A 15,161-nucleotide genomic window follows, 5' to 3' on the forward strand; every position below is an offset into this window, starting at 1 on the left:
AGAACAGGTTACCTGAAGACGCTCTATTTAAAACGGCTATTAAGCAAACTAAAAATTATGCCTATACCTTTTTTACGCCGGTAATAAAAATAGAAGCCAGTTTTAAGGACACCCGTCGAACAACAAGCAGAAAATAATAGGCGAGTCGGTTAATGCCTTTTATTTTCTGTTTCAGGGGTATCTTTTCTGATGAATACAAGGTATTGAATTCAGCAGAGTAATCACAAACTCTTTCGAATTGATAATAGTCAAAGACAGGCAGGGCAAGTTTAATAATAAATTTCAGAGAAGGTATTTTGCGCATCAACTGGCTTCTTAAAATTTTGTCATACTTTATATTACTAACCTGCACACTTGTTTTAAATGATTCATTCACGGACAACCGGTAATAAGCCAGCTTTTCCGAAGTTCTGTAAGCATGTTTGGCCGTGGCCAGATAGTTAATAAGAAAAACAACATCAGACGTCGGGAAAAACAAATTATTAAACCCGCCAATTTTTTTTGCCATATCGGTTTTTAGCAAAATTCCCAGGGATCCCGGGTTGATATTACCGTATAAAAATTCAATAAAAAATATTTTATCAATTTTCTTTTTATATTTAAAATCGGGTGGAGTCAGTGTTTTACCTTCCTTCATAACTTCTATTCCGACCAGTAGCAGGTCCGTGGCCGGTTTTGCCCTAATAAAAGCTATCACCCTATTCAGGTAATGCAGATCAAGCCAATCGTCATCATTTAGGATGGTTAGATACTCACTCTTTGTCAGTTCAATGCACCTGTTCCAGTTACCGAATAGTCCAAGGTTCTGCTTATTTTTGTAATAACTCAGCCCGGCTACTCCCCTGTAGGATTCCATTAACTTTTCTGTTTCCGTTTCCCTCGTGGGATCATCGTCTACCACAACAATGTCATAAGAAAAATTGCCGGCCTGGTTAACGACAGAATCCAGTGATATTTTTAATAAATCGGGTCTTTTATAGGTTGTTATTGCAACGGTTATCTTACTGTCCGAAATGACTGTTGATGCTATAATGGCAAAGGATGGTGTATTGATGTGCTCTTTAAAATTATCTGCTATTTGAAAAAAATCCGTGTTTTGATTTACCATAAAAATATTCTTTTTGTGACTGATATACTTCCATGAAGGCAAGCTTCAGAAAAGTTAAAAAACTAATTTTAAACTCATTGCAAATAAACAGCGGCCATTTCCAGTTATTATACGATAATTGTACAATTCCCTGGACGAGAACAAGCCCCAGTAATCCCATGCTTGTAAAAGCCAGTGAAAAAAAACTGCCGAGTGCAATTAACCCGCCAGTTACCAGTGATATCCACATAAACGGAACAGAATTTCCAATAACAATGATGGTAGCGAAAAATGAATGATTTAATTCTAACATCATAACCAATAAATACAAAAAGATAATCAGTGACGAGGGCAACGTTGTATTGGAGTGTATAAAGGTGAGCACCCAGGGACCCAATAATATAAAACCAGCCCCTAAAATAAAATACAACGCATAATACACACCCATGCTGAAGGAAAAGGTCTTCAATAAAAGCTTTTTATCTCCTTCAACTTTCAGGGCTGACAGCCTCGGTTCGTTAAGCACAAACAAGGTACCAGACAGGGTTAAAATGATGGATACAAACTGCATCATTAGGCCATAGGAAGCAATCTCCTTCAGCGATAGATATAAACCAGCAAGGAACATGCTAAACCTAGTGATGGCGTATGAACCAATGTAAACCAATCCAAGCTTTTTTGAATTATGCCAGACCACTTTAAATAGATCCACCTTTTCTTGTTTTGTTATTTCATACCTGTCAAGCAGTTCTTTTAATTCTGGGGTAAAAAAGAACTTGTTGGACAGATACCGGTTGACAAAAGGTGAAATCAGGTTGGCAATGGCAACGCCAAGCAAACCAACACCGCAGAACAGCATGGTCGCTGAAAGAATGATATAGACGATCTTGGAATACACCATGGCTTTTTTAGACTCCATTATCATTCCCCTACCCGTCAGTAGAGACGAATAATAGGTATAATAAATATTGACAAATGTTGAAACAGAATAGACAATCCAGATAACAAATGAATTGTGGACGTTTGTAAAGCCATTGGTTACCTTGTATATGTAGACAGAACCAAAGGTTAACATAACCACCAATACGATTACAGATAACAACCTGTAAACAGATTTGGCCGTGTGTATCATGGTTGAAAGCAACCTGTAATTAATTGCTTTGTTTTCCCCCACCTGTTCTTCCACCCCTTCCTTTTGCAACGATTGTGCCCCGCTGAAAATATAGGTAATGTTACGCCCAAACTGGGGAGCAAAACCGAAGTCAAATAATGAAACCATTGAGCCCACTGTAAGCATAAGATAGTTCATGCCAATTTCATCAGGCGTCAGCATCCTGAGTATAATGGGCAACATAATCATCCCTGAGGCTATGGAAAAAAACTGGGCAAAATAGCCCCAGATGATATCTTTTTTTGAGAGTGTTATTGACATTAAGATGAGATTAATAAATTAAAAATGATACTTTTCACGACACAATTTACCACCCGTGTTGAACCCGGTCGCTTGTGATTTTTTTCAATGCGCAATATAAACTTTCCGCAATGGGAAATGCTGAAAAATAGAGCCAGGCAACTTAAAAAAACTTCTTTATCCATATGTTACGGTCATTGTTTTTCAATTATGTATTTTGGCTATCACACTTCTTGTAAATACTTCTACACCTGTTGAATTCAAGTGCCTGTAGTCGGCAAAAAGTAAAGGATGGGCTGTATAAGCAGTATCATTTGAGTAATCTAGAAACTCAACATGATATTGCGCAGCAATTTTTTTTGCCTCCGTAATGGAAGGATCTGTGCCAATTGCATGAATCATATAGGGTGGGCATACGATATGCAGTTGTACGTGTGCCGCAACGCAATCCTTAATAAAAGATCTGTAGATATCGATCTTGGTACTGTCTAAACTTGTTTCCTTGGTATAGTCATAAGTCTGCAAGGCACCGGAAAAAATTTTTCCTATTGGAATAAAGCCCTTTTGTGTGATATATTTTGTTTTGCTATACCTGCTGTTGCCGGTAATAATAGGCAGCAATAAAGAATTATAGGGATATATTTTTGACAGGAGTTTAATGTTTTCATAACGGCTTTTTAATGCTATTATCGGGCGTATTTCCGGGTGATTCTCATAATAAGGCAAAAGAACGGCTATTCTATCATAGGCCTCCAGACCCTTGTTAAAATTACCGGCATCAAAACTCAAAATCACCATTTTAGGTGTGTATCTTTTTAGGGCTGCCTGCAATACGGCATAATGATAAAAAACAGGCTCTCCGTATCTGCCAGCATTATAGCAGGACAATCCCGTTTGCGTTTCAACAATGCCCGTATTGAAAATATTAACTGCTCTTGACGATCCCAGAATTAAAATATCCGGCGTGGCCCTTTCAATAGAATAAGTAGTCAAGTAATCATAACCGGATTCTTGCATGAAATAAAACTTTTTGAGCATTTTGCCGCCGGCGAAATCAATCGTCAACAACAATATTACACATGCGCAAAGTTTAAATAGGAAATTTTTAATGGAAGTACTTTTACCTGTTTTTATCATGTGAGAATTGTTTAAAATTGAAAATAGATAAATTGTCCGCCATCAAAAACGCCCAGGAGTATGATAAGAATAATTAGAAAAGAATAGTAGGAATTGCGTACCCAAAAATTTTTATGACGCGACAAAGTAAAGGAGCCTCTGTAAAATTCTTTTTTCAATTCAACGCTCAGTAAAAAAAATATTGCAAAGAAGCAATAGATAATTATAGCTGTACCATCATTAAAAATGGAACCCTTAAAAGTGAAGATTTTTTTTATTACCTGGACAGCATCGCTGATATTGCGTGATCGGAAAAATATTCTTGAAAACGTAATCAGTAAAAAGGTAATTGAAATCTGAAAGAATAAATGCAAACGCGGACGTTTAACAATGCCTGTAAACTGGTTAAACCGATCCCTGTATTTTTGGGTAACAATCGCAAAAACCAGGTAGAAGCCATTGATGCCCCCCCAAATAATATACGTCCAGTTAGCACCATGCCACAAGCCGCTGATGAGAAATACGACCATCAGGTTCATATACCACCTTGGAACAGACACCCGGCTACCTCCCATGGGAAAATATAAATAATCCTTAAACCAGGTAGATAAAGAGATATGCCAGCGCTGCCAGAATTCACCGGTGCTTTTAGCTAGAATCGGCCTTCTGAAATTGGTCATTAAATCGAAGCCCATTACTTTGGCCGCTCCAATGGCAATATCGGAGTAACCTGAAAAGTCGCAATAAACCTGGAATGAAAAAAAAATTGTTGCCAATAATAAAGTCATACCGTTTTGTTCCGGGACATTGTTATAAGCGCCACTCACGTAAATTCCGAGCCTGTCCGCAATGACCAGTTTTTTAAACAATCCCCATATCATAATTTTTAAGCCTTCAAAAACCCTGTCACTGTCAAAATCGTATTGCTGCCTGAATTGATGTAACAGGTTTTGTGGTCTTTCAATCGGCCCCGCAACCAGTTGCGGGTAAAACATTACGTAAAGGGCATAAATTCCAAAATGACGTTCCGTTTTTTGATGGCCTCTGTAAACTTCAATGGTATAGCTCATGGCCTGGAAAGTATGAAAGGAAAGGCCAATCGGAAGCAGGATTGATAAATAAGGGATGGGATTTGTTAATCCAAATCCATGGAGTAAAAAAGAAAAATTTTCATTTATGAAATTATAGTATTTAAAAACACATAAAATTCCGATGTTAGCGACCAGGCTGCAAACAAGAAAAAATTTACGCTTTTTACCGGCAGCATTTTCGATAAAAATGCCTGCGAAATAATCTACTACTATTGTGAAGCCTAAGATTAAAATATAAACTGGCACAAATGCCATATAAAAGTAACAACTGCTCAACAGTAAAAGCAACCACCTTCTGTTATGAGGCAATAAAAAGTAAAGAGTAGTTACAATTACAAAAAAAAATAAAAAGTGAAAGGAATTAAACAGCATTTAAAACAAGTTATATTTTATTTTTTTGGTTTGAAAAATCGAAGCCGGGAATTCCATAGTGCTGCGATTTGCTCCATAGATTGACTACTATACCGTCTGCTATTCTTTCACAAGAATATTGTCTATAAGCTTATTTGAAAATATCCTGGCACCCGCCACATTTACATGAACCGTATCATCAAATAATGTTGAATTAGTTAAAAATAATTCGTCTTTTGAATAGTCTATAAAATCAACATTATTTTCATGGGCTATCTTTTTAGCAATCGATATGGACGTGTCTGTTCCTATTGTCTTCATGTAGTAGGGTGAACAAACAATGTACAATTTAATATGGTGTTTTATACAATCGTTAATAAAGGAACGGTAAACGTTTATTTTGTTGGTATCAAGGACGTGCTGGTTTAAAAAACTCACAGTTCTAATGGGTTCATGGAGTTCACCGGATAACGGAATATAGCCTTTTATATCCTCATTCCTGTTTTTATTAAATTTAGTATTGCCAACTGCAATCTTAAAGAGAAGTGAGTTAAAGGGATAAATACTGGATTGCAACTTCATTTTTTCATAGGGGCTTTTTAATTCAATGACCTGGCGCATCTCAGCATGCGTTTTGTAAAAGGGCAGCAGTACCCCGATTCTGTCGTAACTACTTTGCTCCGAATTAAAAACGCCATTTTCAATATCCAGGAAAATCATTTTGGGGGAATACCTTCTCAGTACGCCATTCAATATTCCATAATAATAAAAAATAGGTTGGCCGTCACGTCCAACATTATAACAAGTCTGGTGTAAACGTTCCTCAAAAAAAATAGGATTATATTGTTGCTGTGCCCTGGAAGCACCAAAAATTAATATATCGGCCCGGGTGTCTTCCACTGAATATTTTGTCCTGAACTCCCAACCCGAGGTCTGCCTGAAATACAGATAGCGGAAGAAACTACCGATAATAAAATCGAAAAGAATAAACAATACCATAAAAGCAGCCAGCTTTTTTAAAAGATATAAATAGCCCCGTTGCGTCACTATTTGTGTCAGTATCTTGCTCATAAACGACTCATCAAAATTGAAAGTATATAAATTCTCCCCCGTCGAACACTCCTGCTATTAAAATTGCCAATAGCAAAAAACAATAATAGCAGTTCCGTATGAACCAATGTCTGTTTGTAGAAATATTGAAAAGTGTGTCAAAATATTCCCTCTTTAATTCAATAAGGGCAAGAAAAAAAATGCCCAGCAACGAAAACAAAATTATTGTAGGGTTTTCAATATAGACAGGACCTTTAATGGTAAAGATTCTCCTGATGATTATCAATGAATCTTTGACACTGGAAGCCCTGAAAAAAATCAGCGACAGGGCAAAATAACCAACCGTGAAAATAGTACCAATGATATTATTAAGTAATGGTGGAATTTTTTTACGCATATTTTTTCTTGCCTTCCGGGTAAAAAATTCAATCGTAAGTATGAAGCCCTGCAGGGCTCCAAATACTACAAATGTCCAGTTGGCGCCATGCCAAAACCCAAGAGTGATAAACGTTATAAAAAAAGCATACACCACACTCCAGATGCCCCAATCTCTTTTTGATATTGCAATGGGTGTATAAAAATAATCGGCGAACCAGGTTGATAAAGAGATGTGCCACTTGCGCCAAAATTCGGTTATCGATTTGGCTAGGAGGGGCCTGTTGAAATTTTGTAAAAGGTCAAAACCCAACACTTTTGAAATTCCCAGCGCCATATCGGTATAACCTGAAAAGTCGGCGTACATTTGAAACACATAAAATATGACTGCAATACTAATCGACGTTCCAGAATGATGCCCGGCGTTATCTAATACGGCGTCAACGTATATTGATAGCCTGTCGGCAATGACTAATTTTTTAAATAGCCCCCATATAATCAACTTTAACCCCTTGCTTATATTATCATAATTAAACGGTTTATACTGTTTTAGCTGGGGCAAAATATGATGTGCACGTTCCACGGGCCCCGCAATTATCTTAGGGAAGAAAAGCAAAAAAGTTGACAGGTAGCCAATGTTTCCTTCGGCTTTGTGATTACCCCTCTTAATTTCAATGAGATAGCCAATCGCCTGAAAAGTAACGTAAGATAAGCCTAACGGTGCTATTACATTTAGAATAAAGGGATTGCTGTAAGGCGCACCAGCATGAAATACCTGCGTGTTCACAATATTGGTAAGATCAAATACGGTGGACGTGAAAAAGTTGGCGTACTTGAAGAACACGAGTAGCGCAATATTTATGATAATCGCGAAAAGAAAATAAGGTGTAACTTTTTCAGAAGGACCCTTCTCCATTCGCAGCGCACAAAACCAGGTAACAAAAATAATTGATGCAATGATTATTATAGAGTAAGGGTTACCGTACATATAGAAAAACAGGCTGCTCGCCAATATCCAAACCCACCTAAATCTTAGCGGGAAAATATAGTATAGAAAGGCAAAAGAAATAAAAAATAAAAAAAAAGGTATAGAGGTAAAAATCATAAAAACCTTAATTTGACGGGCTGGAGTTTAACAAAATGATTAATCAATAATTCATTCAGATACTTTAGCGGCAATGCTATCCATCAATTCTCCCACATTTTTCCAGCTCTGGATTTCTTTTGAAGTAAAACGGATTTTGAAATACTTTTCGATGGCTACCACCAGCTGGATATGCGTTAAAGAATCCCATCCCTCCACATTGCCGGCGGATGACATTTCATTCAATCTAATATTTTCATTGTCAGCGATATCAATAAAAATTGTATTCAGCTGTGCTAGTATTTCAGGTTTTTCCATTGTGCTACTTTCTGATTATAAAATTTTTCTTCTCCTCGCATTCGTTTAAATTCAATATCCAAAACACACCCAACTGCTTAAAACCCAGTTCGGCATAATGGTTTTTTACCATTTCATTTTTGGCTGTGGGAATGTATTCACCCTTTAAATAAAGAAATCCTTTTTCCTTTGCAAAATGGACTATGGTGTTCAGTGCAAAATGCTCCATTCCTCGTTTTAAAACACGGCAGCTCATTAACCAGGTATCTATAAAGAGCGTTTGTTCGTCTTCTTTTTCAAGAATGATAACACAAATCATCCCATTGTCACCAAACTTGTCTGCCAGTGTAAATGTAAAGGAAAATGTGCTTTCATTCAATCTCGCTGCTTCAATATCCTTTTCAGTATACCGAATTGTCCGCAAATTGAATTGGTTAGATCTTTGCGAAAGTTGTGCAACCCTGGGCGTATTGAATTTATTAAAGGGTTCTACCAGCGACACCATCGCCAGGCTTTTTAAATAGTCGCCTTCATTCACAAAGCTTTGCTGCAGCACTGACCGCTTTGCCTCTAGCTGGTAGAGTTTCGTTCTCTCTGAATCTTCACCGGAGAAGGAAACAGTTTCAAAAAGGTTCAATGTGTATAAAAATTCCAGGTAGTCAGCAGGATCTTCCGGTAATTCCGGTACCGTAATGTCTGGAAGATTTTCCCTTACCATATTTCTTTCAAATGGATTGTCATCCAGGAATACCATTGAATCAAAACCAATATTTAATATAGTTTGGATTTTCCTGATATTGTCGGCTTTATTTTCCCAATTAGCTACAAAAACCGCAATATCTTCCAACTTTAAAATCATATCCGGGTGATGCTCAAACGGTTCTTTCGCAATGGACTCGGTATTCTTACTACAAACAGCTATAATAATTCCTCTTTTTTGCAATTTCTTTACCCAATACTGAAATTCTGTAAAAGCCTTACCAATACCCAAACTTCCAAGCTGGATATTCTCAAGCCCGTCATCGCCGATAATTCCCCCCCATAGCGTATTATCCAGGTCTAGGATCAGACATTTTTTAAAATGCCCTGAGCCGGCAGCAATAATATCAACTGTTCTGCTTGCAATCTCGGGTAAAATATAAATACTTAAGACCATTTCAGTATTGATGTAGACAGCGGGCTGAAAAAGCTGCGGCTTCCCAAAATGATTTTGAACAGAAGATAAGTCACATATAAAAAAATTCGAATTCTGCGAAGCAAAAACCATTAGTTCATAGTTGAGTTTACGCAATTGAAACAAAAAGGACGAAGATAGTTTGTTGGCGTAGCTGCCGAATATCGAATCATCAATTTCACTGAAATTGTAATAAATAATATTGCAGCTCAGCTTGTCATTCAACGCAGAAACAATATGATTGACGAGTTCCAATTGTCTGTTTGCAAGGCCGCTGTACTGATCCGTAGGAAGTTTATTATATGTAGAAAGCAGTTTATGCGTAGAATAAAAGAGGATAACTATATCGGGTTTAAACAAGTAAAGGTCCGAAGCAGGGTCTAATACCTCCCTCGCTATCTGGTTAAAATCGGCCTCCCAAATTTCGAGGTCAATACCCCTGACAAAGCCCTCGCCCCTTAAGGCCTGCACTAACAATTGAGTAGCATTGTCGCCCAATAAGGCAACTTTTATTTTTTTGAGACCTGTAAAATCTTTTTTTAAGTTTTTCTTTAATTCGGCAAAACTATGCATAAGCTGCAAATATATATGTTAGCATTTAATCTCCCCTAATCAAAACCGGAAAAATTACCACTGATTGCAATGACTGAAAAAAATCTTTAGTGCTTAAAAACATTTTTTCTGTTCATGTTGTAGCATTTCAGCATAAAATTTATCCACAGCCACAATAATTTTGTTACTAACTAGCCGCGTTTTTTTTGAAAAAATTAGGTCGTTAGGCATGGTATTTGAATGATGCTGTCTTTCAAAATTGAATCCAATTTTGTTTTATCCCCCTATTTAAGTGATAATTATTTAAAAAATTGTTTAGTCATCAATATTATATTGCTAAACACTTACGCATGATAAAAATTTTAATCAATAAATAAAAATCTTTTACAATTCATAATATTAAATTCAACTATTATCCAAAAAGTCTACAATGATGAAAAACTGCTTAAAACTGATTTTATTAACTTTTATGACTTTGGTATTGTCCGATTTAAAGGCCAACACCTATTATGTTTCTAGCACCGACGGTAATGACTCCTATTCGGCTGCACAGGCGCAAAACCCAAGCACTCCCTGGCAGAGCCTGGCAAAAGCAAGTGCTTTTTTTTCCAGTCTGAAACCGGGCGACAACCTGCTTTTCAAGCGAGGTGATTTCTTTTATGGTTCACTCAATGCCAGTACATCTGGAAATTCGTCCAGTCGTATCACAATTGGTGCTTACGGTTCGGGGGCAAAGCCCATATTTTCCGGCTTTACAAACGTCCAAAACTGGAGTAATGTAGGTAATGGTATTTGGCAAACTACCGTGGGATCTGCCAGTACTGCTTTGAACATGATTACCTTAAATGGTGCTTCGCAGGCAATGGGCCGCTACCCAAATGCCGATGCTGCTAACGGAGGGTATTTAAACTATGAATCCGTGGGGTCCAATTCGATCACCGACAATGAATTGCCAGGATCTCCCAATTGGACAGGGGCCGATGTGGTAATTAGGAAAGTCCGCTGGATACTGGATATTTGTAAAATAACCAGTCATTCCGGTACCACTTTAAATTATACAAATCCCCCTACGCCCAATACCTACCCCGGGCTGGCTAATTTTGGGTATTTTATACAGAACGACCCCAGGACGCTGGACAAGTTAGGCGAATGGTATTTCAATAAAAGCAATAAAACGCTTCAGATGTATTTCGGAAGTAATAGCCCTTCCAACTATGCAATTAATGTCAGCACAATAGACAATGTATTGAACTTGGGAGGAAATAGCTACCTGACCGTGGATAATATTAGTGTAGAAGGAGGAAACACTGCCGGGATATCTGCCACAAACAGTGGCTCCGTTACCATCCAATACTGCGATGTCAACAATTCAGGGACCTACGGCATCTGGATTCAGAATATACCCAATATCAGCCTGGAAGGAAACCTGGTAAAAAATGCGTTAAGCACTGGTATAAGTGTAAACAATACTTTCGTTAGTCCCACTTCTGTCAGAAACAATACAGTAACCAATACAGCACTCCTGGCGGGCATGGGTATGAGCGGCGACAATACATATATTGGCATTTCACTTAACGGCAGTAACACACTGGCGGAATACAATACGGTAGATGGCGTTGGATTTAACGGCATACAATTTGGCGGAGCCAGTGTTAACATCAAAAACAATTTTGTCACCAATTTTTGTCAGGTGAAAGATGATGGCGGCGGGATTTATAACTGGGAAAGTTCAACCACCCTTACCAATAGAAGCGTTACGGGCAATATTGTGACCAATGCCATTGGCGCTAGTCTTGGCACCAACAATCCCACCCTTAAAGATGGTGGAAGGGGCATCTACCTTGACGTGGCATCAGACAATTTAATCATCGCAGACAACTCGGTTGCCAATTGTGTCGGAGGGGGCTTATTTTATGATAATATATCCAATGTCACCACGACTGGGAACACCATTTACAATACACAAAACGCACTTGACCTTCAACGATTTTACGGCGGCCCCCTGCTCAGAAACAATACGTTTAAAAATAATATATTTTTTCCTTTGTACAGTAACCAATCTTCCTTTTTTTACTGGAATGGGGAGTTGTTTGTTCCGAACGTAACAGATATTCAAACGGACATGAGGGCCATAGGGACTTTTGATAATAATTATTACAGAAATGATGTCACCTCTCCGTTTTTCTTCTTTTACCATGAATATCAAAACGGAACCTTTGTACAGCCCCCTATTTTGAATCTGGACCAATGGAAGCCGTATATTAACCAGGATTATAATTCCAAGGCAACCCCAGTTATTCCTACTTACAAAATAAACAGTTTATTGACTGCCAACAGTGTGCCGAATGGAACTTTTCAGTCGGGTAGCAGCAACGTCACTTTTTGGAGTTCGAACGGTAATTTTACGGCAGGTTGGGATAACACAAACAAGATATCAGGAGGTTCTGTCGTAATTACACCTAATTCTTCTTCTACACAGTTTACCACGATGTATGCCCCCATAGGAACTTCTGTAACTGCAGGTAATACCTATTTGCTGAGAGTTACCACCCTCGGCACTACTGTCAATGGAACTATAAAGGCGTCTTTGCGTCAGACCAATTCTCCTTACAATTCTATCAGCGCCACGCAATCGCAATTTTTTGGTAATACGGCACAGGTACATGAATTCTTAATCACGCCTACAGCGTCAGAAGCCAACCCGAGTTACCTGATCGAAGTGCTCCAGTCTTCCGGCCAGACATATATTGACAATATAGAGTTTTATGCGGTCAATGCCTCAACGATTCCGGTGGAATCACAGGTGCGTTTTGAATACAATGCCTCTACCAGCAGCAAGACGATCAGCCTTGGAGCAAATTACATTGGTGTGGACAATACGGCTTATCCCGGCACTGTAACCCTGGCACCCTACACATCCAAGATATTGATACTCGACAATTCCAATCCTCAGGCACCTCCGCCTGCAACGAGCAATTCGTCTTTAACAAGCATAGCAACTGCACCCGCTGTCAGCTGCTTTGGAGGAAGTACTACTGCTACTGTTGCCGCAAGCGGAGGAACAGCACCCTATACAGGCACTGGTTCCGCCCAGGCCGGTTCGGGTAACGCCTCCCTTAAGCTTACTTTTAATAATTCAGCCAGTACCAATTTTACGAGTTTATATTACAGTATAGGTACGGTTTACAGTACCAAATCTTATGTTTTAAGATTTACGACACTGGGTAGCAGTAGTAACGGAGTTGTCAAAGCCTCCCTTCGGCAGACAGCTTCCCCTTATCTACCCATTATTAGTAGCCAAAGCAGCACGTTTGGAACAAGCAGGGTGGACCACCAGTTTATTTTTAATGCGCCGGCTACCACAACCGACGCTAGCTTCCTGATTGAAATATCAGAAAATTCCGGAACCATTTATGTCGATAACATCGCATTTTTTGAAGCGACGTCATCTGGTAATCTGGTGAGTGAAAATTTATACTCTTCAGGCAATTTTGAAGCGGGCATATCCAATCTCTTTACCTGGAGCATAAACGGTAACCATACGGCTTCATTGGATAACAGTTCCAGGATAAACGGAACCAGTTATTTTACAGTAACGGATGCAACAGGCGCCAAGTCTACCACCGGCGTTGTAATCAGCCAGCCGCTGGCTGCCTTGCAGGCAAGTTCTACCGCACCGGCCATCTTATCCGGCAGCAGCAGCACGACTGTTTCAGTAACTGCCAACGGTGGAACAGCACCTTATACCGGAGTGGGCAACTTTACTGTCGGTGCAGGAAATTATACCTATACGGTAACAGACGCCCGTGGATGTGTCAGCACGACCAGTATCACGGTTGCCCCACCGACAGTTTCGTTGACTTCGCCGCAACCAATTACTATTCCTACTGTCCCCACGACTTCCACCTCGGGCGGCACACTCAGTCTTAGTGCTGCAGCTAGTCCGGTAGCTTGTTTTGGCGGCACGACTACTGCTACGGTAAGCGCGGCTGGGGGAACAGCTCCTTATTCCGGAACCGGTAGTTTTACCGGACTTTCTTCAGGCAGCGGATCATTGAAACTTTCGTTTAATACGCCTACAGACAATTACACATTAAATTATTGGACAATTGGAACCGTTTATTCGAGTAAATCGTATGTATTGCGTTTTTCTACACTGGGTACAACGAGCAATGGCGTTGTAAGAGCTAGTATCCGTCAAACGCAATCTCCTTATTATAGTCTTACGCCAACGCAGACAAGCACATTCGGGACAAGCCGAGTTGACCACCAGTTTATTTTTAATGGCCCGATTACCACAACCGATGCCAGCTTCCTGATTGAAGTAGCGGAAAATTCCGGTACGACCTATATCGACAATATCGCGTTTTTTGAAGCAACCCCTGCCGGAGACTTGGTCGGTCCGAATGTATACCCTGCGGGCGATTTCGAAAGTGGAATATCAGGTCTCTTCACTTGGAGTCTGAACGGTAACCATACAGCTACCTGGGATAATAGTGCCCAGATTAACGGCACCAAATATTTTACTGTAACAGATGCTACAGGTTTAGCAAACACGGTCGGTATTGTTATCCAACAGCCAACTACCGCTTTACAAGCCTATGCAAATGCCCCGGCCCTCGTAAATGGCAGTACGACAGTTACTGTTAGTGCAAACGGAGGAACGCCCCCTTACGCAGGAACAGGTAAATTCGTGGTGGGATCAGGCTATTTTAAATATTATGTGACAGATGCAAGCGGCTGTACTTCTTTTGCCTATGTTTTGACAGATCCTGCAGCAGGCCTCAACACTGCAGGACTAAGAAGCGCGGCTTCAGCTTCGGCGTCACTGGCTGCTCCCGCAGCTGCCACTACGTTAACAACTACAGCACTTAAAATCACGTGTTATCCCAACCCGTCAACTTCGCTGTTCAATTTGGTAGCCAGTGGTGGATCTTCTGAAAAGATTTATATCACCGTAATGAGTTATGACGGAAAAATATTATTTAAGACTGTAGGTGCAAGCAATCAGACCTATACTTTCGGTGGTAATTTTATTCCTGGAATGTATACAGTTCAGGTTCAACAGGCAAGCAATGTTCAGACTTTTAAATTAATAAAAGGTAAGTTTTAAGCCTGTAAACGAAGCAGATGCGAATATGCTTAAGACTACTAAATTAAAATAAGGTAAATTAAAAAAGAGGCCGTCTCAGAAGTAGAGCGGCCTCTTTTTTGTTATATGACGCACTGTAATTAGTCGTCCCTCAAAAAGTCGATTTTAATTTTTGGGGGCATAAAAATCCAGCAAGCATTTATAATCATTTTATAAATCAGTATCCAACAGTTAATTGCCTCTGTGCGCCAGAGGTTAATTCGTCGTTTAAAATTCATAGCTGCAGCAGCCAGAATTACGTTTATATTATCACCTAATATTCCTTTCAGGTAATTTCTGCATAATCTGTAGTCTCGTTTTAAATGTCCGATTACAGGTTCGATTGCAGCTCTTTTACTATGCCCTGTGCGTTTTTTTTGGGAAATATTTTTGTCAGGCCTTGGAACCTGGATGATCGTCTCTTTGTATTGTTTAATTCCTT

General features: G+C 39.3%; 9 protein-coding genes and 1 pseudogene. 1 reads left to right on the forward strand and 9 read right to left on the reverse strand.

Annotated elements, in window-relative coordinates; translation table 11 throughout:
- Positions 1-61 precede the first annotated feature (61 nt).
- From QWZ08_RS18345 to QWZ08_RS18380, 8 genes are all read right to left on the reverse strand, one after another.
- A complete protein-coding gene (locus QWZ08_RS18345; protein ID WP_290338979.1) occupies positions 62-1,108 on the reverse strand; it encodes a glycosyltransferase family 2 protein in 1,047 nt (348 codons plus the stop codon).
- Positions 1,068-2,519: an O-unit flippase-like protein gene (wzx, locus tag QWZ08_RS18350; protein WP_290338980.1), complete on the reverse strand. Its 1,452-nt coding sequence runs from the start codon at positions 2,517-2,519 to the stop codon at positions 1,068-1,070. Before wzx ends, QWZ08_RS18345 begins: the two co-directional genes overlap by 41 nt.
- A gap of 183 nt (positions 2,520-2,702) precedes the next feature.
- Entirely contained in the window at positions 2,703-3,515 is an 813-nt protein-coding gene (locus QWZ08_RS18355; RefSeq protein ID WP_290338981.1) for a hypothetical protein, read from the reverse strand.
- A 131-nt stretch (positions 3,516-3,646) separates the two neighbouring features.
- Positions 3,647-4,960: an MBOAT family O-acyltransferase gene (locus QWZ08_RS18360; RefSeq protein WP_290338982.1), complete on the reverse strand. Its 1,314-nt coding sequence runs from the start codon at positions 4,958-4,960 to the stop codon at positions 3,647-3,649.
- A 216-nt stretch (positions 4,961-5,176) separates the two neighbouring features.
- Complete coding sequence (locus QWZ08_RS18365; protein WP_290338983.1) at positions 5,177-6,127, reverse strand: SGNH/GDSL hydrolase family protein; 951 nt, start codon at positions 6,125-6,127, stop codon at positions 5,177-5,179.
- A gap of 10 nt (positions 6,128-6,137) precedes the next feature.
- On the reverse strand, positions 6,138-7,586 hold the full coding sequence (locus tag QWZ08_RS18370) for an MBOAT family O-acyltransferase (protein ID WP_290338984.1): 1,449 nt from the start codon (positions 7,584-7,586) through the stop codon (positions 6,138-6,140).
- A gap of 51 nt (positions 7,587-7,637) precedes the next feature.
- The gene (locus QWZ08_RS18375) at positions 7,638-7,883 is read right to left on the reverse strand and encodes an acyl carrier protein (RefSeq protein WP_290338985.1); all 246 of its coding nucleotides are present in this window, start codon (positions 7,881-7,883) and stop codon (positions 7,638-7,640) included.
- Between the two features lie 4 nt (positions 7,884-7,887).
- Positions 7,888-9,609, reverse strand: coding sequence for an HAD-IIIC family phosphatase (locus tag QWZ08_RS18380; RefSeq protein WP_290338986.1), 1,722 nt, complete (start codon positions 9,607-9,609; stop codon positions 7,888-7,890).
- 409 nt (positions 9,610-10,018) lie between these two features.
- Between QWZ08_RS18380 and QWZ08_RS18385 the strand changes: the two genes are divergently transcribed.
- The gene (locus QWZ08_RS18385; protein WP_290338987.1) at positions 10,019-14,701 is read left to right on the forward strand and encodes a right-handed parallel beta-helix repeat-containing protein; all 4,683 of its coding nucleotides are present in this window, start codon (positions 10,019-10,021) and stop codon (positions 14,699-14,701) included.
- A 119-nt stretch (positions 14,702-14,820) separates the two neighbouring features.
- Here the strand turns inward: QWZ08_RS18385 and QWZ08_RS18390 are convergent.
- Positions 14,821-15,161: pseudogene (locus QWZ08_RS18390) on the reverse strand (hypothetical protein); the annotation flags it as partial.

This window comes from Ferruginibacter paludis (assembly GCF_030409685.1).
GTDB lineage: Bacteria > Bacteroidota > Bacteroidia > Chitinophagales > Chitinophagaceae > Ferruginibacter > Ferruginibacter paludis.